Below are 20,736 nucleotides of genomic sequence, written 5' to 3'. Positions count from 1 at the left end.
CCATGGAGAGATACCCAAGTGGCTCAAGGGGACCCTCTGCTAAGGGGTTAGACTGCGTAAGTGGTGCGAGGGTTCGAATCCCTCTCTCTCCGCCATTATATACATATGGCAAGTAAGATCGTTCGTAACGGCCCGTTGGTCAAGGGGTTAAGACACCTCCCTTTCACGGAGGTAACAGGGGTTCGAATCCCCTACGGGTCACCATTCTTTTATTAACGCGGGATGGAGCAGCACGGTAGCTCGTCGGGCTCATAACCCGAAGGTCACAGGTTCAAATCCTGTTCCCGCAACCAAATTATTTTATACGCCGTTGTAGCTCAACTGGTAGAGCAACTGACTTGTAATCAGTAGGTTGGGGGTTCAAGTCCTCTCGACGGCACCATTTGCGGAAGTGGCTCAGCGGTAGAGCATCGCCTTGCCAAGGCGAGGGTCGCGGGTTCGATTCCCGTCTTCCGCTCCATATGTTTCGGGATGTAGCTCAGCTTGGTAGAGCACCTGGTTTGGGACCAGGGGGTCGCATGTTCAAATCGTGTCATCCCGACCAGTACAACGATTCAACTGTTATATTGACACAAGTCAATGTAACGGTTTTTTTGTTTTTGCGGACAATGATGACCGTTAGCGCTCATTTTTGCCAACTTTCACTTTCTAGCGGACAGAAATGTCCGTTAGCGGGAAAAAAGGCTAGAAATCCGACGGAATTTTCTTCTAATGGTCATAAGTGTCCGCCTATGCAACAAAGACAGATTTTTTAGTTCTAACGGTCATGGATGACCGCATTGCAAATAGCGACGCCTCGTTTGCTCTTTACACATGATGAGGGCAAAGTTAGGTCGGCGATAGATGAACGGCTGCTGCTAATTTGAAGAAATTGTGAAGGCATAGTTGTCAGCCGCCTCAAAGATGTTTCAATTTGTTCAATGATCGTTCATAACGGTAATGATATTTGTAAATTGGTGTGGGCTATAATTTAATCATTACGATGAATGGATGGTTGCTAAAAATGAAGGAGTATATCCTTATGAGGCAAGAGTTGATTAGAGAAGCCGCCTTGTTTATTAAAGCTTGCTATAGTGAGCTTGAGAAGTGTGAACAGGAAATAGAGCAGCGTATTCAAGCTGTAACAGCGGAAATTCATGCAACAGGCAGCTATAGACACACGAAGGAAGAGCTGGAGTATGGCGCAAAAGCTGCATGGCGCAACAGTAATCGCTGTATCGGCAGGTTGTTTTGGGAAACTCTGCATATCTTTGATCAACGCGAGCTTAATACGGAAGAGGAAATTGCAGCAGCGCTTATTGCACATATTGAGTATGCTACAAATGAAGGCAGGATAAGACCGGCTATTTCGATTTTTGCAGCAGCGAGCAATAAGTATTTTGATTATCAAAGTCACGCAGAAGGAGCTTCAGCTGCAACAAGCTCTATAAACGAAGAGCATAGGAATGAAATTAGAATATGGAATCATCAGCTGCTTCGTTACGCTGGCTACGAAACAGAGGAAGGCGTAGTGGGCGATCCGGCATCTGCAGCTTTCACAAACGCTTGCTTGGAGCTTGGCTGGAAAGGCGAAGGCACAGCCTATGATTTGCTGCCGCTTGTCATTCAAATAAATAATGAAAAGCCGAAATGGTTTAATATCCCTAAGCAAGCAGTAAAAGAGGTATATATTGAGCATGCAGATTTTCCTGAGATAAATGAGCTGAATATGAAGTGGTATGCCGTTCCGATCGTGTCTGATATGCGTCTTACTATAGGAGGCATTGATTACACGGCAGCTCCTTTTAACGGCTGGTATATGGGGACAGAAATAGGCTCTAGAAATTTGGCTGATACATCACGCTATAATATGCTTGGCCAAGTTGCAGATGCTATGGGACTCGATTGCAAGCATGCCTCCTCCTTGTGGAAGGATCGGGCTTTGGTGGAGCTGAATGCAGCGGTACTGGATTCGTTTAAGCTGGCAGGCGTCACGATTGTCGACCATCATACTGCAGCGGCGCAGTTTATGCAATTTGAAAAAAAGGAAGCCAGCAAAGGCAGAGATGTAACAGGGCGCTGGTCATGGCTGATTCCGCCATTATCGCCGGCTACTACGCATATTTTTCATTCTTCCTACAACGATAATGAAATGAGCCCCAACTATTATTATCAGGATGCGCCCTACGATCAGTAGGTTTGCATAAAAATAAAGCTTCATACAAAATTTTAAAAAATAGCATGTAAAAGCTCCCTTTAGGAAATAGTAAACTAGATCTTGCAATTTGGTTTGCTTAAGGAAGGAGCACATGCATAATGAAGCGCAATTTTTTAATTGCCATTGCGATAACGATTGCAATCGCAAGCTTATGGAGCGGTGGAATACAGCTCACCGACGGGGCAGGAGCAGCGCCCAACGTCTTTCATTTTGGCTTTAAGAAAAGCGTGAACGGCAGTATACCATCCATCAGGGAAGAAGGCTTTGAGCCGATTATTAACAAGCACGGTGCTTTATTTGTCGGAGATACGAACAAAAAGGAGCTATTTTTAACCTTTGATAATGGGTATGAAAATGGTTATACGAGTAAAATCCTAGATGTGCTTAAGGAGAAAAGAGTTCCGGCAGCCTTTTTTATAACAGGGCACTATGTGAAGCAGCATGCTGATTTGGTAAAAAGAATGGCTGATGAGGGTCATATTGTAGGCAATCATTCTTGGACGCATCCCGATATGACGCAGCTTTCTGCAGGACAAATTAATACCGAGCTGCAAAAGGTTCAGGAACAGTCGCAGCCGCTGATCGGCAATCAGCAAATGAAATATTTACGGCCTCCGCGCGGCATATTTAATGATCATGTACTGGCAACGTCCAAGCAGCTTGGATATACGAATGTATTCTGGTCAATTGCGTATAAGGATTGGGATGTGAATGCGCAAAGAGGGGCTCAATATGCACATGATCAAGTCATTAAGCAGCTTCATCCGGGCGCAATTATGCTGCTGCATGCAGTGTCTTCTGACAATGCCGCAGCACTCGGCGGAATTATCGATGAGGCTCGCAAGCAAGGCTATGAGTTTAAAAGCTTGGACGATTTAATGTCGCGCGACAAAGTGGAGCCGACTGAATAATAAGTAAAACCATTAGTTTTCCTATAGTGCCGCAGGCCGTTGAATGACGGAAGGGCACACTTTAGGAGACTAATGGTTTTTTGCTCATGTAACAGGTTCTCTTTTTTTAAAAAATGACTTGAGCGCCTGATAAACCTCATTTTTTTCTTTAATAATATGATAAAGAAAGCGGTCATGCTGAATATGCTTGTAGGCGGACATAAGGGTGCTTGAGCGGTTGTATTGGTTCACTTCACCGTAGCCGAACATATTCGATCGTGTCAGCAGCTCGCCGATCAGCTTAACGCAGCGCTCATTGTCGCTCGTTAAATTGTCTCCATCAGAGAAGTGAAACGGATAAATGTTATAGGAGGAAGGCGGATAGCGTTTGTCAATGATGTCGAGCGCTCTAATATAGGCTGAGGAGCATATCGTTCCGCCGCTTTCTCCGCGGTTGAAAAACTCATCTTCTGTAACCTCTTTTGCCTCAGTATGATGCGCGATAAATACAATTTCAACTTTCTCGTACTGCTTGCGCAAAAATCGGGTCATCCAAAAAAAGAAGCTGCGCGCAACATACTTTTCAAATGAGCCCATGGATCCTGAAGTATCCATCATAGCGATAATGACAGCGTTGGAATGAGGCTTGACGATTTCCTCCCACGTTTTATAACGTAAATCATCAGGTGAAATACGATGGATGCCTGGCTGTCCTGCTCTGGCATTGCGCCGCATATTTTCGATAATCGTTCTTTTTTTATCAATATTGGACATAATCCCTTTTTTACGAATATCGTTAAACCTTATATCTGTCGTTTCAATTTCTTCTTTGTCCTTTTGCTTCAAAAACGGCAGTTCGAGCTCTTCGAAGAGCATGTTTTCCAGCTCAGCCAGTGATATTTCGGCTTCTAAAACATCCTCGCCCGGCTGATCGCCCGCCCCTTCTCCTTTACCGCCCTTTTTGCTCGCTTGCGGATCTACGCCAAGAACGTCGCCAACCTGGGACTCTCCGTCGCCTTGCCCTACATGCTTGTTTTTATTGAAGTTATATATAAAACGGTATTCATCCAAACTGCGAATCGGCACTTTAATGATTTGCTTGCCATCGGACATCACGATGTTTTCTTCTGATACAAGATCCGGCAAGTTTTGCTTGATGGCTTCTCTGACTTTTTGCTGGTGACGTGCCTGATCCTGATATCCTTTGCGGTGCAACGACCAATCTTCCTGGGAAACAATGAATGTCCCATTGTTATTAGCTGTCATATCGTAAGTCCCTCCATTTCCTTCAGCATTGCCTGGCGGTCTACGCATTAGAACATAGCAAAGCGAATAGTATTTGACTGCTATTATTCAATATATTCAGCTTAATTAAGCTTATGTGAAAGAAATATAGGAGAGCGGTATTTGTACGGGCAGTCGTTTATATTAACTCATTGCGCCGCTTTAACTTAATGAACAACAGAAATGCGGTCACCGAGCATAAAATAGCGCAAAGGCCGATAAATAAATAACCGGCTTGCAAACCGAGAACAAGTCCTGCATGAGCATCGTCATTGCTTCCAGCCAATTGCTTGGCCAAGTTTGTAATAAAGCCGATTAACAAATTGCCTATGACGCTCCAAATCCCCATCATCGTAACGGTAAAGGTAATGGCAGTTGCGCTGCTTGCTGCATAGCGCTTCGCCAGCAACGCCATGACAGTAGGATAGATAGGAGCTATGCCGATTCCTGCCAAAGCGAAAAGAAAAGCTCCAGACTCGCCAATGACAATTGCGGCAATTGTACAAATGCCTGAGCTGACAGCAAATAAAATAAGGGATAAAGTATAGCCGATTTTATCAGTTACAGCACCCAGCAGCAGACGCGCAAGCATAAAGCAGAAGAAAAAGGCGGACAGCATGCTTGAAGCGGCTTCCGTGCTCCAGCTATAAACCTTTTCCAAATAGTTGACCAGCCAGCCGCATACGGCTAATTCGCTGATGACGCCGAAGGATAACAGCATGACTATAAGCCAGGCGATCGGATCTTTAATATAAGCAGAAAGAGGAATACGGCTTTCCTCGTCATGGCTGTCAGCCGGCATATTTGCCAATAGGGCAGGCAGCATCGGCAGTACGGATATAGCCAGCATAATAGCATACATGCCTCTCCAGCCTAGAATATGATCAAACATTGTGACTCCCATCAAGGAGGCAGCAATAAGAGGAGCGAACAGCGAGCTAAAGCCATAAAAGAAATGAGCGAGATTCATCATCATGCCGGTATTTTTCACAAAAATGCGGGCAGCCAGCAAAGCCAGCGCAATTTCCAACAGTCCATTGCCAACATATAATAAAAAATAAGCGGCAGACAACGAAGTATAGTTAGCTGCCAAATATATAAATATTCCGGACAATGCCATTGAACCAAATGAGAGCATTAGTGTCGGCTTTATTCCAATCCGGCGATCCAGCCAGCCGGCAAAGCTGCAGGCAAGCAAATAGCCGAGCGAATTAAAGGCGAGCAGCAGTCCAATCTGCATTTCATCCAGGTGTAAATCTGCCTGCATGCGCGGCAAGGCAGGCCCTTTAATATTTTCGGAAAAACCAAATATTAAGAAACCGCCAAATACTGCTGCAAGCAGTAATATATAATTTTTTGTCCATTTCGTTTTTGTTAAATTAGACAAGCTGCCGAACCTCCTTACGTCCTCTGATTTGATTGAAAATCATTTTACTTTCAATAATTTACCTGATGCTTTTTATTTGATAGCTTTTACAATATATTCTATTGTTATATTGTGCAATAGGTAGTTGTCGATTCTATGAGCTTATGGTCGAATGGTAGGATCGAGTGGTAAAATAGTAGACAGTATGCAAATACATAGTAGGATGTGAAGCCATGAAGTTTTTTCATACAGCGGACTGGCATCTGGGTAAGCTTGTGCAGGGCGTGTATATGACAGAGGACCAGCGGTATGTGCTGAGCCAACTTTTGCAGGCCATTGAAGAGGAGCGTCCTGATGCAGTCATTATTGCTGGCGACTTGTACGATCGGGCCGTGCCGCCTACAGAAGCGGTAGAGCTGCTGGATGAATGGATCGAGCATGTTGTCATACGCCTTCAAACACCGCTGCTTGCAATTAGCGGCAATCATGACAGCCCGGACCGGCTGAACTTTGGAACGCGGCTGATGGAGCAGCAGGGAATGTATCTTGCGGGCCAATTAAGAGCAGATCGGGAGCCTGTTAAACTGAAGGATGAATTCGGCGAGGTGCACGTCCATCTTATACCGTTTGCTGATCCGGCGCAGGTTAGACTTCAATATGAAGATGATTCTATTAGAAGCTACGATGATGCTATGCGCGCTATTACAGAGCGGATTGGCAGGACAATGGATAAAGGGGCAAGGCATATCGCTGTCGCCCATGCCTTTGTTACTCCGGCAGGAGATAAAGAAAGCAATACAAGCGATTCCGAGCGTCCGCTGGCGATTGGCGGAGCAGAGTATGTGAACGCTTCTTATTTTGATATTTTTGACTATACAGCGCTTGGGCATTTGCATAAAGCACATTTTGTCCGATCAGAAAATATTCGTTATGCGGGATCTCCCTTAAAATATTCGATTTCGGAGGAGCGGCATAACAAAGGCTATTATATCGTGGAAATGGATGCCGACGGCAGCTGCAAGGCAGAAAAGCGTGAGCTGCGCCCTTTGCGGGATATGCGCAGTGTCGTAGTTCCTATTGAAGAGCTTGAGCAGTTGGAGCGCAGTGACGACTATGTTTTTGCAACGCTGCTAAGTGATAATCCTATTTTGTTCCCAATGGAAAAGGTGCGGGCAATTTTCCCCAATGCGATGCATGTGGAGCGCAGAAATGCGACCGAAGCTGTTAAAGGAGCGGATGGAGCAATCGGATTGGACAGGCACCCTTCTATGAGGAGAGCAGCCGACCCTGTTCAGCTTTTTTCTGCTTTTTATAATGAGGTAAAAGGAATGCCGCTGTCGGAGAGCAAACTGCAAAGATTCGCCGCTGCCTTTCAATCGCTTTTAAGAGAGGAGAGTGAGCGATGAGACCGCTTCGTTTAACGATGACCGCATTTGGCCCTTACCGCGCATCCGAGACGATTGATTTCGAGCTGATGAAAGAGCACCGCTTGTTTGTTATATCAGGTAATACAGGGGCTGGCAAAACGACGATATTTGATGCGATTTGCTTTGCGCTCTATGGTGCGGCCAGCGGAGAAGACCGTGCGGATTTTCGCATGCTGCGCAGCCAATTCGCAGACGAAGATACGCATACGGCTATAGAGCTGGATTTTGCGATTGGGGCAAAAAGCTACCGTGTGCTCCGCCAGATGAAGCACCGCAAGGGGGCAAACAAGAGCGAGACAGGCGATAAGAATGAGCTGTATGAGCTGCAGGATGGCGATGCCGTGCCGGCTGTTGACCGGTTTATGGCAACCGAGGTTAATGCAAAGCTGCAGCAAATAATCGGATTAACAAGAGAGCAATTTATTCAGATTGTTATGCTGCCTCAGGGGGAATTTCGCAAGCTGCTGACCTCGGATACAGATAATAAGGAAGAAATTTTGCGTAAAATTTTTCAAACGGAGCTGTACGAGCGCTTGGAGGGCAAATTCCAGCAGCAGCATCGGCAGCTGCTGGAGGAGCTGCGTGAATATCGCGCCAGCATGAATGCACTAATGAAGCAGGCGCAGGAAGCGATGCCGTGCAGAGAGGAAAGCGAGTTTGCCAAGCTTGCGCAGCAGGAGCAAATCTCGGCTGCACAATTTGCGGGTGCACTGCAGCAAGAGGCGGCACATTATTACAGCTCTGCGACGATAGCAGCACAGCAAAAGCAAGAGCAGGCTGGCAAGCTGGAGCAGAAGCGCGGGGAGCGCAGCATGGCCGAGCAGTTTAATAAAAAGCATGATGATTATTTGGCCAAAACGGAGCTGCAGGAACAGCTGCTGGCAAAGCAGCCGCAATTTCAGGAGCTGGAGGAGAAGCAAGAGCAGGCTCGCAAAGCAATCGCGATCGCTCCATATGCTGAGCAAAGGCTGCGTGCTAAGCAGGCAGCGGCGCTAAGTAATGAGCGGCTGCAAGAGCGGCAGGCAAGCCTGGCGGCTGCGGGTAAGGAAGCTGCGGCCGCGGAGAGCGTCTATGAGCAGGAGCTGCAGCATGAGGCCAGCCGCAAGGAAGCTGAGCGTGAGCTGCAGCGGCTGGAGGAGCTGGCGCCTGCTGTGAAGGCGCTGACTGTTCAGGAAGCGACGATCAGGCAGCTCTTGCGCGAGGAGCAGGCTCTGGACAGCCAGCTGCAAAAGCATGCAAGCGAGCAAGCGGAGCTGCTGCAGCAGCGTGAGAAGCTGCGTGCTGCGCTGCAAGCAGGGGAGCACGCAGCCGAGCAAGCCCCTGCGGCTAAGCAGAGGCTTGATGAGGTAACTAGGCTGGGCAAGCAAATCTCGAAGCTGCTCGAGCATTTGCAGGAGATCAGTGCTGTTAGCAGCCAGGCACAAGCGCTCGCTGTCAGCCTTGAGCAGGCTCGTATGAGCTGCGCTCAGCTGGAGCAGCGCTGGATCGAAGGGCAGGCGGGGCTGCTTGCCGCGCATTTGCATGACGGAAGCCCGTGCCCGGTATGCGGAAGCAGCACTCACCCTGCCAAAACCGAAGCCAGGCAAGATATACCTTCGCGAGAGCAGCTGCAGAGTGCCAAGGAGCAGCTGTCAGCGCTGGAGCGGCAAGTGGAGGCAGCTCGAGCTAAAGCAGAAGCGGCGTTTGCGGCGAGCCAAGCCTATGAGCAGGAGCTTATTGAATCGGAGCTGGAGGCTGATGCAGCGGCTGGAGTCGCTGCGGCAGCAGAATTAAAGCTTGATACGGCGCTCTTGCACAGTCCGGACCTGCTGGGACAGACACAGCAGCAATTCGCCGAGCGGCAGCTAATGCTGCGGCAGCAATGGAAAGCTTGCAAGGAAGATCATGATCGCCTGGCGGCATTGGCGGAGCAATGGAAGCAGCAGCGCAGGCTAGCTGAGCAGCTTGAACAGCAGCTGCAGCAATTGGACGCGAGCAAGCAGCTGCAGCAGGAGCAGCTGAAGGAAAAGTCGGTGAAGCGGGCGGCTCAGGAAGCGCTGCTTAATAAGGAGCTGGAGCGCATACCCGCTCACTTGCGGGAATATGGGCAGCTTGAGCAGCGGCTGGCTGAGCAATCGCGCCTGGTTGAGTCTCAGCAGCAGCGCTGGAGACAGGCGCAGGAGGCGAAGCAGGCTGCCGCTACCAAGCTTGCTGCGGCAACGGCATATGCAGAGCAGGCGGAGCGTGAGCGCAAGGAAGCGCAGCAGCAGGCGGCGGAGGCAATGGACCGCATGCAGCAGGAGCTGCTGCATGCAGGCTTTCAAAGCGAGGAGCATTACTTAACCGCGCTAATGCCTGCGGATGCGCTGCAAGCAGCACAGGCCGATTTGGAGCAGTATAAATCTTCTATAGTGGTCATTAAAGAACAGCTGACTATACTTAAGGCTGAGCTGGAGGGCAAGCCTAGAATTGAGCTTGCTGAGCTGGATGAGCAAATACGCGGGCTGCATGCAAAATATGAAGCTTTGATCGAACAGGAGCAGTCGGCAGCGCTGTATGCGAGAGAAGCGGAAAGGCTGTCAAATACGATAGCGGACATGCAGCAGAAAATGAAGCAGCAGGAGCAGGAGCTGGAGGAAGTAGCAGATATTTATGCAATGCTTAAAGGCGATAATGCTCTGAAAATTTCATTTGAGCGCTATATTCTTATTGAGTTTCTTGAGCAAATATTAATGCTCGCCAACGAGCGGCTGAAGAAGCTCTCGAACGGGCAATTTGAGCTGCAGCGCAGCGACAGGCTGGAAACAAGAGGCAAGCAAAGCGGTCTTGGACTTGATGTGTATGACGCCTATACCGGTCAAAACCGCGACGTTAAATCGATGTCCGGCGGTGAGAAGTTTAACGCCTCCTTATGCCTGGCATTGGGCATGGCCGATGTTATCCAAGCTAATAAAGGCGGCATAACGATTGAGATGATGCTTATTGACGAGGGCTTCGGATCATTGGATGAAGAAGCGCTGCATAAAGCGATAGGCGCTTTGGTAGATTTGCAGAAAGCAGGCAGAATGATCGGGGTAATCTCTCATGTGCAGGAGGTTAAAGAAGCATTCCCGGCCTGTATTGAGGTTTTTAAAACAAGAGAGGGATACAGCAGAACTAAGGTATTGTTAAAAATGTAAGAGGAACTTTAGCAGTATTCATAGAATTTAAGCAGAACAGGAAGAAAATGCAGAACAGGAAGAAAATGCAGAACATGCAGAACATGCAGAACATGCAGTGAAAGCAAGCATAATTTACGAAAAAAGCCTGAAGCATTCCGCTGGGTCAGTACCAGATGAACAAAAAAGCCTGAAGCATTTCGCTGGTCAGTACCAGATGAACGAAAAAAGCCTGAAGCATTCCGCTGGTCAGTACCAGATGAACGAAAAAAGCCTGAAGCATTCCGCTGGCCAGTACCAGATGAACGAAAAAAGCCTGAAGCATTCCGCTGGTCAGTACCAGATGAACGAAAAAAGCCTGAAGCATTCCGCTGGCCAGTACCAGATGAACAAAAAAGCCTGAAGCATTCCGCTGGTCAGTACCAGATGAACGAAAAAAGCCTGAAGCATTTCGCTGGTCAGTACCAGATGAACGAAAAAAGCCTGAAGCATTCCGCTGGTCAGTACCAGATGAACGCTTCAGGCCTGTGGCGAATATATCCACCCGGCTCAACAGTTGCCAGAGTTGCTCATTCGCTTTAAAAACTGATTTACAAACTCTAACGGTTGCCAAAGTCGCTAATCCGCCTTAAAAAACGATTTATAACTCTAACGGTTCCAGGAGAGCTTAATTACTTAAAATCAAGCGAAATGAGTAAAATGTCCACAGATAAGGCTGATGACAACCGTTAAAATTTAAAAACGGCTGTTTTTGAGTATTTAACGCTTCCTACAACCGTTACAGTCCGCCCGTCGTAAAAACGACCCAAGTGCTGATCGTGTTCGCTTCCTTTCGCTTCCTTTTGCTTCATGAGATGCGAAAGCAGCTAAATTCCGGCAGCGCCTAAAACAAGGCCAAGAATAAAGAGTCCTACTGTTCCAACTAATACAAGGCCATTGAATATAACGCCTAGCAATCCAAACGTTTTCTTCTTGTTTTTGGAAGAAAGCGCGATAATGCCTAGTATGACACCGATAAAGGAAAGGACAATCGAGCCAATCGTTACTACAAATGCGCCGATAATAGACATCATCGCTTCACCAAGTTTTGATTCCATTAACTCGTTATTCACATAAGCTTCTGGATTCTCTGAGTAGAACTTCAGCTCGTTCATAAGCTGCTCGTCAGACACAATATCAGAGACAACGGCTGCTCCAAGTATAATGGTGATGATTATGCCAATAATTGCTAGTATCGAAATAATAAACGAAGCGATGCCTAGCTTGGAATGCGGAAATTGTGTTTTATCCACAGGCGGCAAATCAGAGAACCCGCCAGGCTGCTGCTGGTAGGATGGATTGTGCCCGCCGTATCCAGGCTGCTGCTGGTAGGTATTATTTTGCTGGCCATAAGAAGGCTGCTGATTGTCATACCCTGTACCGTCTGAAGGCTGATTGTTGTTATTTGATCCATTCGACTGCTGATCCGTCATTCTTGCACATCTCCCTCGTAATTAATCTCTGTTGATTATACACATAAATGGAAGGAAAGAAAACAAATGAACAGTAAATATTTAACAATAGGCGCGATTAGTGCCGCACTTGCGATAGCTTTAGGCGCTTTTGGCGCACATGGACTGGAAGATAAGCTATCGGACCATTATTTGGCTGTATTTGAAACCGGAGTCCGTTACCATATGTATAGCTCACTGGGACTTATGCTGATCGGTTTGCTTAGCCAGGCGATCGGCAGAAGCAAAGCGATTGTCAACGGCTTCAGATTCGTGTTTATTGGTATGATTATATTCAGCGGAAGCTTGTATATTCTATCCACAACCGGATTTTCCAAGCTGGGCATGATTACGCCAATCGGCGGGGTTGCTATGATAGCAGGCTGGATTTGTATTGCTGCAGCAGCAGCAAATAAAAATAAAAAGCAGTAAATAGCAATAAAGTTTCGACAAATACGAACAATTTTCTGTATAAGTACTGTAAACACCGTCTCAACTAGTAAATTTTTCTATGCCCAAATGTCGATTTAGGCTATAATAAGTCTGACTGCTCTTAATTTTAGGACATCAAAATCGATGGTGGAAGGGAGTTACTGTGTGACGAACAATTGGAAGCATTATGTGATTACCAGGCTACGACGTCTGCAGCAACTGCCCATTAATGAAAGCTGGCTAGCCAAATTGATTGTAGCCATGTTGGCTGTTGTTTGGGCAGTTATAACGATTATGCTGGTTTCAAGCACATTGTATAAAGTGGTAATGATAGGCACAGCAATTATTTTATTAATTGCCGCTGCTATCGTATTTACGAAAGCCTCCAAGCACAGCGATTATAAGAACGATCAGGCGGCTGTTGTGGCCGCTATGATTCGGTCCGAGGCTGTTCCGCTAGTTATACTTGATCAAAGCTTTACGATTGTGGAGACGAACGAATCTGCAGATTATGTGTTAGGATTTCCGCATGAAGAAAATATTGGAAGCTATTTCTTTAATCGGGTCGATGCAGGCAGCAAGGCTGCCTTTCAACAGCTCGTAGATCAAGCGCTGCAAAGCGGAGAGGCAACCAAGCAAAATATGACGATTACGCATCGTACCGGCTTTCCTCTCGAGCTGCAAATCGTATGCTCTCCGGTGCTGAAGGAGGAAGCGCATTCAGGCGTTATTATCGTTATGCATGATATGAGCGACCGTAAGCGGAATGTTGAGCGAATCCGGTATATGGCCTACTATGACGATATGACCGGCTTGCCTAATCGCACCTTGTTCCAGATCAGGCTGGCTGAGCTGCTGGCGGCAGCACGCGAGGAAGAAAGCATGCTGGGCATCTGCTACTTGGATTTGGATCGATTTAAGCTCGTTAACGCGTCGTTTGGACGGGAATTTGGCGATATGCTGCTGCTTCAAGTAGCAGAAAGACTGCATCGCGACTTGCAGGATCAGCATTTTGTCGCGCGCATGGAAGGCGATGAGTTTGCTATTATTTTTACGCAGATAGATTCGGAGCTGCAGCTGCTGGAAAGGTCGCGCGAGCTGCTTAAGGTGATTGAGAGCCCCTACGATCTCAAAGGCTTTCCGCTCCATATAACGGCAAGCATCGGCGTTGTTTCAAGCAGTATGAATGAGGATGACGGATATTCGCTGTTCAAAAAGGCAGACATGGCGCTTGCCAAGGTGAAGGAAAGCGGCAAGAACGGCTGTATGCTCTATTCAGAAGGCTGGAACAATTCCTCATTAGAGCATTTGACCCTGCAGCATGAGCTGTATCATGCCATTCAGCGCGAAGAATTTGTTCTTCATTATCAGCCCCAGTATGATCTAACGAGCGGCAATATTGTCGGAATTGAGGCGCTTATTCGCTGGAACCATCCAGAGCGCGGTCTGCTGTCCCCTGGATCATTTATTCCGTTTGCAGAAGAGAGCGGTATGATCATTCCAATTGGAAATTGGGTGTTATATGAGGCCTGCCGCCAAAACAAGCTTTGGCAGGATCAAGGCTTGGCCAAGGTGCCTATATCCGTCAATTTGTCTATCAGACAGTTTGCGCAAGATGATTTAGCCAATAGCATTGCTAATGTGTTGAAGGAAACGGGACTTTCACCGAAGTACTTGAACTTGGAAATTACAGAGTCGATGACGACCGATGTTGGTCATATTACCCGATGCCTGCTTGCAATTACTAGCCTTGGCGTTGGCATCAGCGTGGATGACTTTGGTACAGGCTACAGCTCATTCCACTATCTCAAAAACTTTCCGATTGATCGTTTGAAGATTGATCGTTCTTTTGTAAGGGATATTAAACAAGATCCTAGCGATGCAGAAATCGTAGCCGCCATTATAGCAATGGCTCATAATTTGAATATTCAAGTTATTGCTGAAGGCGTAGAGACGCAAGAGCAAATCGAATTTTTAAAGAAGCATAATTGCGATGAGATTCAAGGCTTTTTCTGGAGTCCGCCAATTAATAGCGACAGAATGGAGCAATTGTTGATAGCATAATACTTGAGCAGTATTTTTAAATAACGGAATGGGCGAAGGCTATAGAGCTGCGCCCATTTTTTTTGAAAATATACGAAAGTATAAGTTTTTTTATCTTATACTTGTTCTAAAATTTCATTGGTAAACGCGCTCGTCCAAAGGATGGCGGAGCCGTTTATCCTTAGCTATTTTCGCTAAACAATATCTTCAATTTCGTAATGGTGGAAGGTGTAAACCTGCTTTTCATCAACATGATAAACAGTAATCAGCTGCTGCTCCTGGTCCATTCTAATAATGCGGCAAGGAATGCTTTTTTTAATGCCAAGACCTTTATTTATGAAAAGCCGAACAAGAGTATTATTGCTCATAAACAGCTGGACCTTTTGTAAAACGTCATTCGGGATTTGCGGGTCTGCTGCGGCTGGGGAAACCGGTTCCGCTGGAGCAGAGTTAATGTCAGGTAATGATGAAGCCGGATCAGCAGGTTGTACAGGAACAGCATGAATCGTGGCCGGAATAGATTTCTTCTGGTCTATAAGCTTACCTAATTGAACACCGGATAAAATGCGGTAGTCCAAAAATTCCCCCTGATTCATTCCATGTATAAGCTTCTCTAAAGCAGCGGCATGATGAACATCTTCAATTAATACTTCAAGATTGAAGATAAACGACGATTTCTCTTGAGCTGTTTGCTGCGAATTCATATAGAAATTCCCCTCACAATCATAAAAATTAACTGCCCTTAGTACTATAACATTTTTTTAAATAATCTTATATACCTATGGCTGGTTTTGAAGATCATTGGTTCTTTATACCTATATATACAATTGTCTAATCGCTTCAAAAAGACGGCGCATATAATAATAGTACGAAAAAAATTCAATGGTGCTGTCAAAGGAGGTGCAAAAGCGATGGTACGAATCGTACCTTTATCTCTGTCAGACGGTCAAACGGTTATAGGTGTTGAGGTGCTTCTGCCGCGAACTACTTTGCTTTCAATCTCAACGGATCGAGGATATATTATGTGCGGGGCGCTTGATGTGGCGCTGCTTAATGAAAAATTGAGGGAAAGGGGAATCGTTGCAGGCCGCGCTGTTGGTGTCCGCACCTTGGAGCAGCTGCTTGACGCGCCCCTGGAATCTGTTACTTATGCAGCAGAGCAGTTAGGCATTGTAACGGGTATGAAGGGCTATGAAGCATTAAAGCTGATGCTGTAGTCAACATTAAACAGCTTCACTGTCTCCCAAAGCGGATAGCAAAGCCCCGGAAGACATGCTTACAAGCAGATGTTCTTGCGGGGCTTCACTTATTTCACCAATAATTACCGTTTATCCTTATTCAAAAAGCTTGCGCAAATTTTGATCATAAGGAGCTTGCACAATGCCTTTTTCGGTAATAATCGCTGTTACATACTCATGAGGTGTAACGTCAAAGGCAGGGTTGTAAACTTTAATGTCTTTAGGCGCAGTCCGCTTGCCGAAGCCTTCTGTAATTTCCTCGTCATTGCGCTCCTCGATTGGAATTTCCGCTCCTGTCGGAGTTTCCAGATCAATGGTGGACATTGGACATGCAACATAAAAAGGTATGCCATGAGCTTTGGCCAGAACAGCTACGCTGTACGTGCCAATTTTGTTGGCTACGTCGCCATTGGCCGCTACACGGTCCGTACCGACGATAACCGCATCAACCCAGCCTTTGGACATGACCATGCCAGCCATATTGTCGCAAATCAATGTAACGTCAACGCCAGCTTGCTGCAGCTCAAACGCTGTCAGTCTTGCACCCTGCAGTACCGGACGCGTCTCGTCAGCGTAAACGCGAAGTGTAATGCCTTGCTCCAGCGCCAAATAAAAAGGCGCCAGCGCAGTGCCGTATTTGGCGGTTGCCAATCCGCCCGCGTTGCAGTGGGTAAGCACTCCCATGCCGTCCTTGAACAGCGAAAGGGCATGCTCTCCGATCGAACGGTTCGTCTCTTCATCTTCCTTATGAATGGCGATTGCTTCTTGTTCCAGCTTATCCTTAGCCTGTTCAAGTGCAACACCTTGTTCAGCAAAAGATTTGGCCGCAGCTTTCATGCGATCCAGCGCCCAGAACAGATTAACCGCAGTTGGACGCGACGTTGCAAGATATTCGGCCTCGCGAATGACGGACTCCAGCCACTCTTCGAGTGTGGCAGCATTGCGGCTGCCGAAAACGACGCCATAAGCCGCCGCGATTCCAATAGCAGGCGCTCCCCTTACTTTAAGATGACGAATCGCTTCCCATACCTCCACAGGCGTGGTAAGCGGCAAATAAACGATATCTTCAGGCAGCAGACGCTGATCTAACAGTTGTAAATGATCACTTTTCCAGATGAGTGATTGTAAAGCTTCTTGCTTGTGTGACATATTTCATAATCTTCCTTTCTAAATATCAATAAGACGACAAAAGTGTCGGAATTATATTTATTAGTATAAAGGATAGGACTGTTGTTTGTACATGGAATAGCTTAGCCAGCTGCATTTGAATGATGCAAAATTCGCTTGTATTCGTCAAGGGGATACAGCAAAAGGGATAGCTCCATTGATAATTATTCTAAACTATATTAGAATGATTATTGAGAATCAGTGAGAATCACCCGACTATCAATTCTTAGAGGATCAAATATTTCATGATTAACTCTGGAATTTGAATAATACCAACCATGGAGGGATCAGTATATTATGGCAACGCATTTTGTCATCGATGGGCTAAAAGCTGAAATCGAAGGAAAAGAAATTTTGAAGGGCATTAACCTTGAAATAAAAGGTGGAGAAATTCACGCGATCATGGGCCCTAACGGAACTGGTAAAAGTACGCTGGCTTCCGCATTGATGGGACACCCAAAATACGAAGTAACGGCTGGAACTGCTTTGCTGAACGGCGAAGATGTACTGGAGATGGGCGTTGACGAGCGCGCGCTTGCAGGCATGTTCCTTGCTATGCAGTATCCAAGTGAAATTTCGGGCGTTACGAACTCTGATTTCTTGCGCAGCGCTATTAACGCTCGCCGCGGTGAAGGAAATGAAATTTCCTTGATCAAATTTATCCGCCAGCTTGAAGGTGAAATGAAGGGCCTTGAAATGAACCCTGAATTTGCGCATCGCTATTTGAACGAAGGCTTCTCAGGAGGCGAGAAGAAACGCAACGAAATCTTGCAAATGAAAATGCTTGATCCAAAAATCGCAATTTTGGATGAAATCGACTCCGGTCTTGATATCGATGCGCTTCGTATCGTAGCAAGCGGCGTGAACGAAATGCGCTCTGAGGATCGCGGCTTCCTTATTATTACGCACTACCAGCGTTTGCTTGACTACATTACTCCTGACTTTGTTCACGTAATGATGCAAGGCCGCATCGTTAAATCCGGCGGTCCTGAGCTTGCTCATCGTCTTGAAAAGGACGGCTACGACTGGGTGAAGGAAGAGCTTGGGATTGTAGATGAGACAGTAGGTAAAGAATAAATCGGAGAAGGAGGCAATTCGAATGAGTACACAACTATCTGCTCCGATTAATCGCCAATCGGCAGAGGCGCTGGCTCGCGGCAATAAGGAGCCGGACTGGCTCGTACAACTGCGCGGAGACGCGGCTGAGCTTATCAGCACGCTTGCTTGGCCAAAGCCGGAGAAGATGAATATAGAGCGTTGGGAGCTGTCTGCAGTTGGCAGCTATCAAACATCTGAGGCTGTTTCTGCTGTTTCTGCTTTGCCAGAGCAAATTCGCGGCATGATTTCGGAGAAAAATAAAAATGTTATCGTTCAGCGCAATTCCACCAATGTATTTAAGGAATTGTCAGCTGACCTTGCCAATAAGGGTGTAATTTTTACGGATTTGGAAACTGCAGTGAAGGAGCATGGCGATCTTGTGAAGCCATATTTGTTCCAAGCAGTTGCCAAGGATGAGAATAAATTTACAGCATTGCAGGCTGCAACTTGGAACGGCGGCGTATTCCTATACGTGCCACGCAATGTTGAAGTAGAGGTGCCGCTTCAAGCGGTGCTATATAACGATAACGCCGAAGCTGCATTTGCCCCTCATATTATTGTAGTGGCAGAAGCGAACAGCCGTGTAACTTATGTTGACACTGTTTTGTCAGAAGGTGCGGCAAACGAGTCGGCATTCGTACACCCGTCTATCGTTGAAATTTATGCGAAACCAGGCTCGCTTGTCCGTTTCTCATCCATTCGTTCCATGGGAGCTGCCGGTGTAGATCTAAGCTATCGCCGTGCAATCGCAGAAGACGACGCGCGCGTAGAATGGATAATCGGTGATTTGAATGACGGCAACACTTTGTCGGAGACCAAAACGATTATGAAAGGCCGCGGATCGACTTCTGATACGAAAGTGATCAGCATCGGGAAAGATTCGCAGAAGATGAGCATTACAGCTCATGCCGTACATTTCGGAAAACATTCCGACAGCAATATGATTATCAGAGCCGTTATGAAGGATTCCGCTTCAGCGATTATTAACGGCATCACCAAAATTGAACATGGCGCTACAAAAGCGAACGGCGTTCAAACAGAGCGTGTGCTTATGCTAAGCCCGAAAGCCCGCGGAGACGCCAATCCGATTCTGCTTATTGATGAGGATGACGTTACTGCAGGCCATGCGGCAAGCGCAGGCCAGGTAAATCCTGAGCAGGTATACTACCTCATGTCTCGCGGTATTTCCAAACAGCAGGCTGAGAAGCTTATCATTAACGGCTTCCTTGCTCCAGAAGTAGCCGAGATCGCTGTAGAAGCAGTTCGTCAGCAGCTTGTGCGCTTGCTCGAAAGGAAGCTAGAAAGATGAACATAAATGCGATACGGGAACAATTTCCGATATTGCATCAAGAGGTAAACGGGCACCCGCTCGTCTACTTGGATAGCGCGGCGTCTTCTCAGAAGCCGCGTTCCGTCATTGATGCGGTTAGACGATACTACGAGCAGGATCATGCGAACGTTCATCGCGGCGTTCATACCCTAGGTTCTCGAGCGACTGACGCTTATGAAGGGGCGCGAGCGAAGGTAGCTGCTTTTCTAAATGCGAGCGAGCCAGAGGAAATTATTTTTACTCGCGGCACGACAACGGCGCTTAATTTGGTTGCTTCCAGCTATGCCAGGGCAAACTGTAAGGAAGGCGATGAGATCGTGCTCACGGCAGTCGAGCACCATAGCAATCTAATTCCATGGCAGCAGGCCGCGAAAGCAACCGGTGCAGTGCTTAAATATATTCCGCTTCAGCCAGACGGCACGTTCACGCTGGAGGATGCAGAACAAACGATTACAGATCGCACCAAAGTTGTTGCGATTGCATATATGTCCAACGTGCTTGGCACGATTAATCCGATAAAAAAATTAGCGGAAATGGCACATCGCAAAGGTGCGGTAATTGTAGTTGACGGCGCGCAAAGCTCCCCACATATGAGGGTGGATGTCAGAGAGCTTGATGTTGATTTTTATGCTTTATCCGGGCATAAAATGTGCGGGCCTACCGGCATAGGCGCTTTGTACGGCAAAAAATCATTGCTTTCAAACATGGAGCCGATTGAATTCGGCGGCGAAATGATCGACTTTGTCGATCTGTACGAATCAACCTGGAAGGATATTCCTTACCGCTTTGAAGGCGGAACGCCTATAATAGCAGGAGCTGTCGGTCTTGGAGCAGCTGTTGATTTTCTTGAAAGCATTGGTCTGGACGAAATTGATCGGCATGTTACAAAATTAGCTCAATATGCTTATGATAAGCTATCTGCAATAGATGGCCTTGAAATCTATGGACCGAAACAAAATCGAGTGGGGCTTGTTACGTTTAATCTGGACGATGTTCATCCCCATGACGTAGCGACTGTGCTTGATTCCAAAGGTATTGCAATTCGAGCTGGACATCATTGCTGCCAGCCGTTAATGCGATTTTTCAATGTTTCCTCCACTGCGAGAGCAAGCTTTTATTTGTACAATACCGAAGAGGAGATTGATCGGTTAGCCGACGCTTTAATTCAAACAAAGGAGTTCTTCGGTCATGCAATTGGATGATTTATATCGCAGAGTTATAATGGACCATTACAAAAACCCACGGAATCGCGGCGAAATGAATGAAGAGGTCGTCACGATTAATCTGAATAATCCTACATGCGGCGATAGAATTTCTCTTCAGCTGCAAGTAGAGGACGGAATCGTAACAAATGCGAAGTTTACTGGCGAGGGCTGCTCGATCAGTATGAGCTCTGCATCAATGATGACAGAAGCGATCAAGGGCAGGTCCTGCGAGCAAGCATTGGACATGGCTAACCGCTTCTCATCTCTGATGAAAGGCGAAGCTGTAGAGTTCGAGGAAAACGAAGATCTCGAAGCTTTGTCTGGCGTTAATAAATTTCCTGCAAGAATTAAATGCGCGACACTGGCATGGAATGCACTTCGCAAAGGAATCGAAGAGAAGGGCTAGCAGGGATAATCCGCTAATCGTTCAGC

Annotated in this window: 17 protein-coding genes and 6 tRNA genes; 17 read left to right on the top strand and 6 right to left on the bottom strand. The window is 46.8% G+C overall.

Annotation, left to right across the window (positions count from 1 at the left end; genetic code table 11):
• The first annotated feature begins 4 nt into the window (after window positions 1-4).
• The 8 genes from ACRRU2_RS14370 (at window position 5) to pdaA (ending at window position 3,108) form a co-directional block, all read left to right on the top strand.
• Window positions 5-95 (top strand) — tRNA-Ser (locus tag ACRRU2_RS14370).
• Between the two features lie 34 nt (window positions 96-129).
• A tRNA-Glu gene (locus ACRRU2_RS14365) sits at window positions 130-204 on the top strand.
• A gap of 12 nt (window positions 205-216) precedes the next feature.
• A tRNA-Met gene (locus ACRRU2_RS14360) sits at window positions 217-293 on the top strand.
• Between the two features lie 13 nt (window positions 294-306).
• A tRNA-Thr gene (locus tag ACRRU2_RS14355) sits at window positions 307-382 on the top strand.
• Between the two features lie 3 nt (window positions 383-385).
• Window positions 386-460: transfer RNA gene (locus ACRRU2_RS14350), tRNA-Gly, on the top strand.
• A 7-nt stretch (window positions 461-467) separates the two neighbouring features.
• Window positions 468-544: transfer RNA gene (locus ACRRU2_RS14345), tRNA-Pro, on the top strand.
• 477 nt (window positions 545-1,021) lie between these two features.
• Entirely contained in the window at window positions 1,022-2,176 is a 1,155-nt protein-coding gene (locus ACRRU2_RS14340; protein ID WP_331701341.1) for a nitric oxide synthase oxygenase, read from the top strand.
• Window positions 2,177-2,295: 119 nt separating this feature from the next.
• The gene (pdaA, locus tag ACRRU2_RS14335) at window positions 2,296-3,108 is read left to right on the top strand and encodes a delta-lactam-biosynthetic de-N-acetylase (RefSeq protein WP_432502594.1); all 813 of its coding nucleotides are present in this window, start codon (window positions 2,296-2,298) and stop codon (window positions 3,106-3,108) included.
• Window positions 3,109-3,192: 84 nt separating this feature from the next.
• On the opposite strand, the gene yhbH is transcribed toward pdaA, so the two are convergent.
• Window positions 3,193-4,353: a sporulation protein YhbH gene (gene yhbH / locus ACRRU2_RS14330; protein ID WP_432502591.1), complete on the bottom strand. Its 1,161-nt coding sequence runs from the start codon at window positions 4,351-4,353 to the stop codon at window positions 3,193-3,195.
• Between the two features lie 157 nt (window positions 4,354-4,510).
• A complete protein-coding gene (locus ACRRU2_RS14325) occupies window positions 4,511-5,758 on the bottom strand; it encodes an MFS transporter (protein WP_432502588.1) in 1,248 nt (415 codons plus the stop codon).
• A 212-nt stretch (window positions 5,759-5,970) separates the two neighbouring features.
• On the opposite strand from ACRRU2_RS14325, the gene ACRRU2_RS14320 reads away from it, so the two are divergent.
• Both ACRRU2_RS14320 and ACRRU2_RS14315 read left to right on the top strand, forming a co-directional pair.
• Entirely contained in the window at window positions 5,971-7,143 is a 1,173-nt protein-coding gene (locus tag ACRRU2_RS14320; protein ID WP_432502586.1) for an exonuclease SbcCD subunit D, read from the top strand.
• Window positions 7,140-10,322 carry an AAA family ATPase gene (locus tag ACRRU2_RS14315; RefSeq protein ID WP_432502583.1) on the top strand — a complete coding sequence of 1,061 codons (3,183 nt, stop codon included), beginning with the start codon at window positions 7,140-7,142 and terminating at the stop codon, window positions 10,320-10,322. Before ACRRU2_RS14320 ends, ACRRU2_RS14315 begins: the two co-directional genes overlap by 4 nt.
• A 145-nt stretch (window positions 10,323-10,467) precedes the next feature.
• On the opposite strand, the gene ACRRU2_RS14310 is transcribed toward ACRRU2_RS14315, so the two are convergent.
• Both ACRRU2_RS14310 and ACRRU2_RS14305 read right to left on the bottom strand, forming a co-directional pair.
• On the bottom strand, window positions 10,468-10,914 hold the full coding sequence (locus tag ACRRU2_RS14310; RefSeq protein WP_432502581.1) for a hypothetical protein: 447 nt from the start codon (window positions 10,912-10,914) through the stop codon (window positions 10,468-10,470).
• Window positions 10,915-11,167: 253 nt separating this feature from the next.
• Window positions 11,168-11,773, bottom strand: coding sequence for a hypothetical protein (locus ACRRU2_RS14305; RefSeq protein WP_331701347.1), 606 nt, complete (start codon window positions 11,771-11,773; stop codon window positions 11,168-11,170).
• 66 nt (window positions 11,774-11,839) lie between these two features.
• Here ACRRU2_RS14305 and ACRRU2_RS14300 point away from each other — a divergent pair, with 66 nt between their 5' ends.
• On the top strand, window positions 11,840-12,223 hold the full coding sequence (locus ACRRU2_RS14300; protein WP_331701348.1) for a DUF423 domain-containing protein: 384 nt from the start codon (window positions 11,840-11,842) through the stop codon (window positions 12,221-12,223).
• Window positions 12,224-12,388: 165 nt separating this feature from the next.
• The gene (locus ACRRU2_RS14295; protein WP_432502578.1) at window positions 12,389-14,287 is read left to right on the top strand and encodes a putative bifunctional diguanylate cyclase/phosphodiesterase; all 1,899 of its coding nucleotides are present in this window, start codon (window positions 12,389-12,391) and stop codon (window positions 14,285-14,287) included.
• 173 nt (window positions 14,288-14,460) lie between these two features.
• Here the strand turns inward: ACRRU2_RS14295 and ACRRU2_RS14290 are convergent, their stop codons facing one another.
• Complete coding sequence (locus ACRRU2_RS14290; RefSeq protein ID WP_331701350.1) at window positions 14,461-14,970, bottom strand: hypothetical protein; 510 nt, start codon at window positions 14,968-14,970, stop codon at window positions 14,461-14,463.
• A gap of 207 nt (window positions 14,971-15,177) precedes the next feature.
• On the opposite strand from ACRRU2_RS14290, the gene ACRRU2_RS14285 reads away from it, so the two are divergent.
• Complete coding sequence (locus ACRRU2_RS14285; RefSeq protein ID WP_331701351.1) at window positions 15,178-15,483, top strand: YunC family protein; 306 nt, start codon at window positions 15,178-15,180, stop codon at window positions 15,481-15,483.
• Between the two features lie 117 nt (window positions 15,484-15,600).
• On the opposite strand, the gene mtnA is transcribed toward ACRRU2_RS14285, so the two are convergent.
• Window positions 15,601-16,653, bottom strand: a complete 1,053-nt coding sequence (mtnA, locus tag ACRRU2_RS14280; RefSeq protein ID WP_432502574.1) for an S-methyl-5-thioribose-1-phosphate isomerase — start codon at window positions 16,651-16,653, stop codon at window positions 15,601-15,603.
• Between the two features lie 315 nt (window positions 16,654-16,968).
• Between mtnA and sufC the strand changes: the two genes are divergently transcribed.
• From sufC to sufU, 4 genes are read left to right on the top strand one after another with little or no spacing between them, the layout of a single operon-like run.
• On the top strand, window positions 16,969-17,748 hold the full coding sequence (gene sufC / locus ACRRU2_RS14275; RefSeq protein WP_331701353.1) for a Fe-S cluster assembly ATPase SufC: 780 nt from the start codon (window positions 16,969-16,971) through the stop codon (window positions 17,746-17,748).
• A gap of 22 nt (window positions 17,749-17,770) precedes the next feature.
• A complete protein-coding gene (sufD, locus tag ACRRU2_RS14270; RefSeq protein ID WP_331701354.1) occupies window positions 17,771-19,078 on the top strand; it encodes a Fe-S cluster assembly protein SufD in 1,308 nt (435 codons plus the stop codon).
• Window positions 19,075-20,301: a cysteine desulfurase gene (locus tag ACRRU2_RS14265; RefSeq protein ID WP_331701355.1), complete on the top strand. Its 1,227-nt coding sequence runs from the start codon at window positions 19,075-19,077 to the stop codon at window positions 20,299-20,301. The genes sufD and ACRRU2_RS14265 overlap by 4 nt, the downstream gene beginning before the upstream one ends.
• Entirely contained in the window at window positions 20,288-20,710 is a 423-nt protein-coding gene (sufU, locus tag ACRRU2_RS14260; RefSeq protein ID WP_331701356.1) for a Fe-S cluster assembly sulfur transfer protein SufU, read from the top strand. Before ACRRU2_RS14265 ends, sufU begins: the two co-directional genes overlap by 14 nt.
• The last annotated feature ends 26 nt before the right edge of the window (window positions 20,711-20,736 follow it).

Source organism: Paenibacillus sp. GXUN7292 (assembly GCF_050864975.1).
In the GTDB taxonomy this organism is placed as follows: Bacteria; Bacillota; Bacilli; order Paenibacillales; family Paenibacillaceae; genus Pristimantibacillus.
The sequence above is the reverse complement of the archived record's forward strand: the minus strand, read 5'-3'. Positions and strand labels throughout refer to the sequence as shown.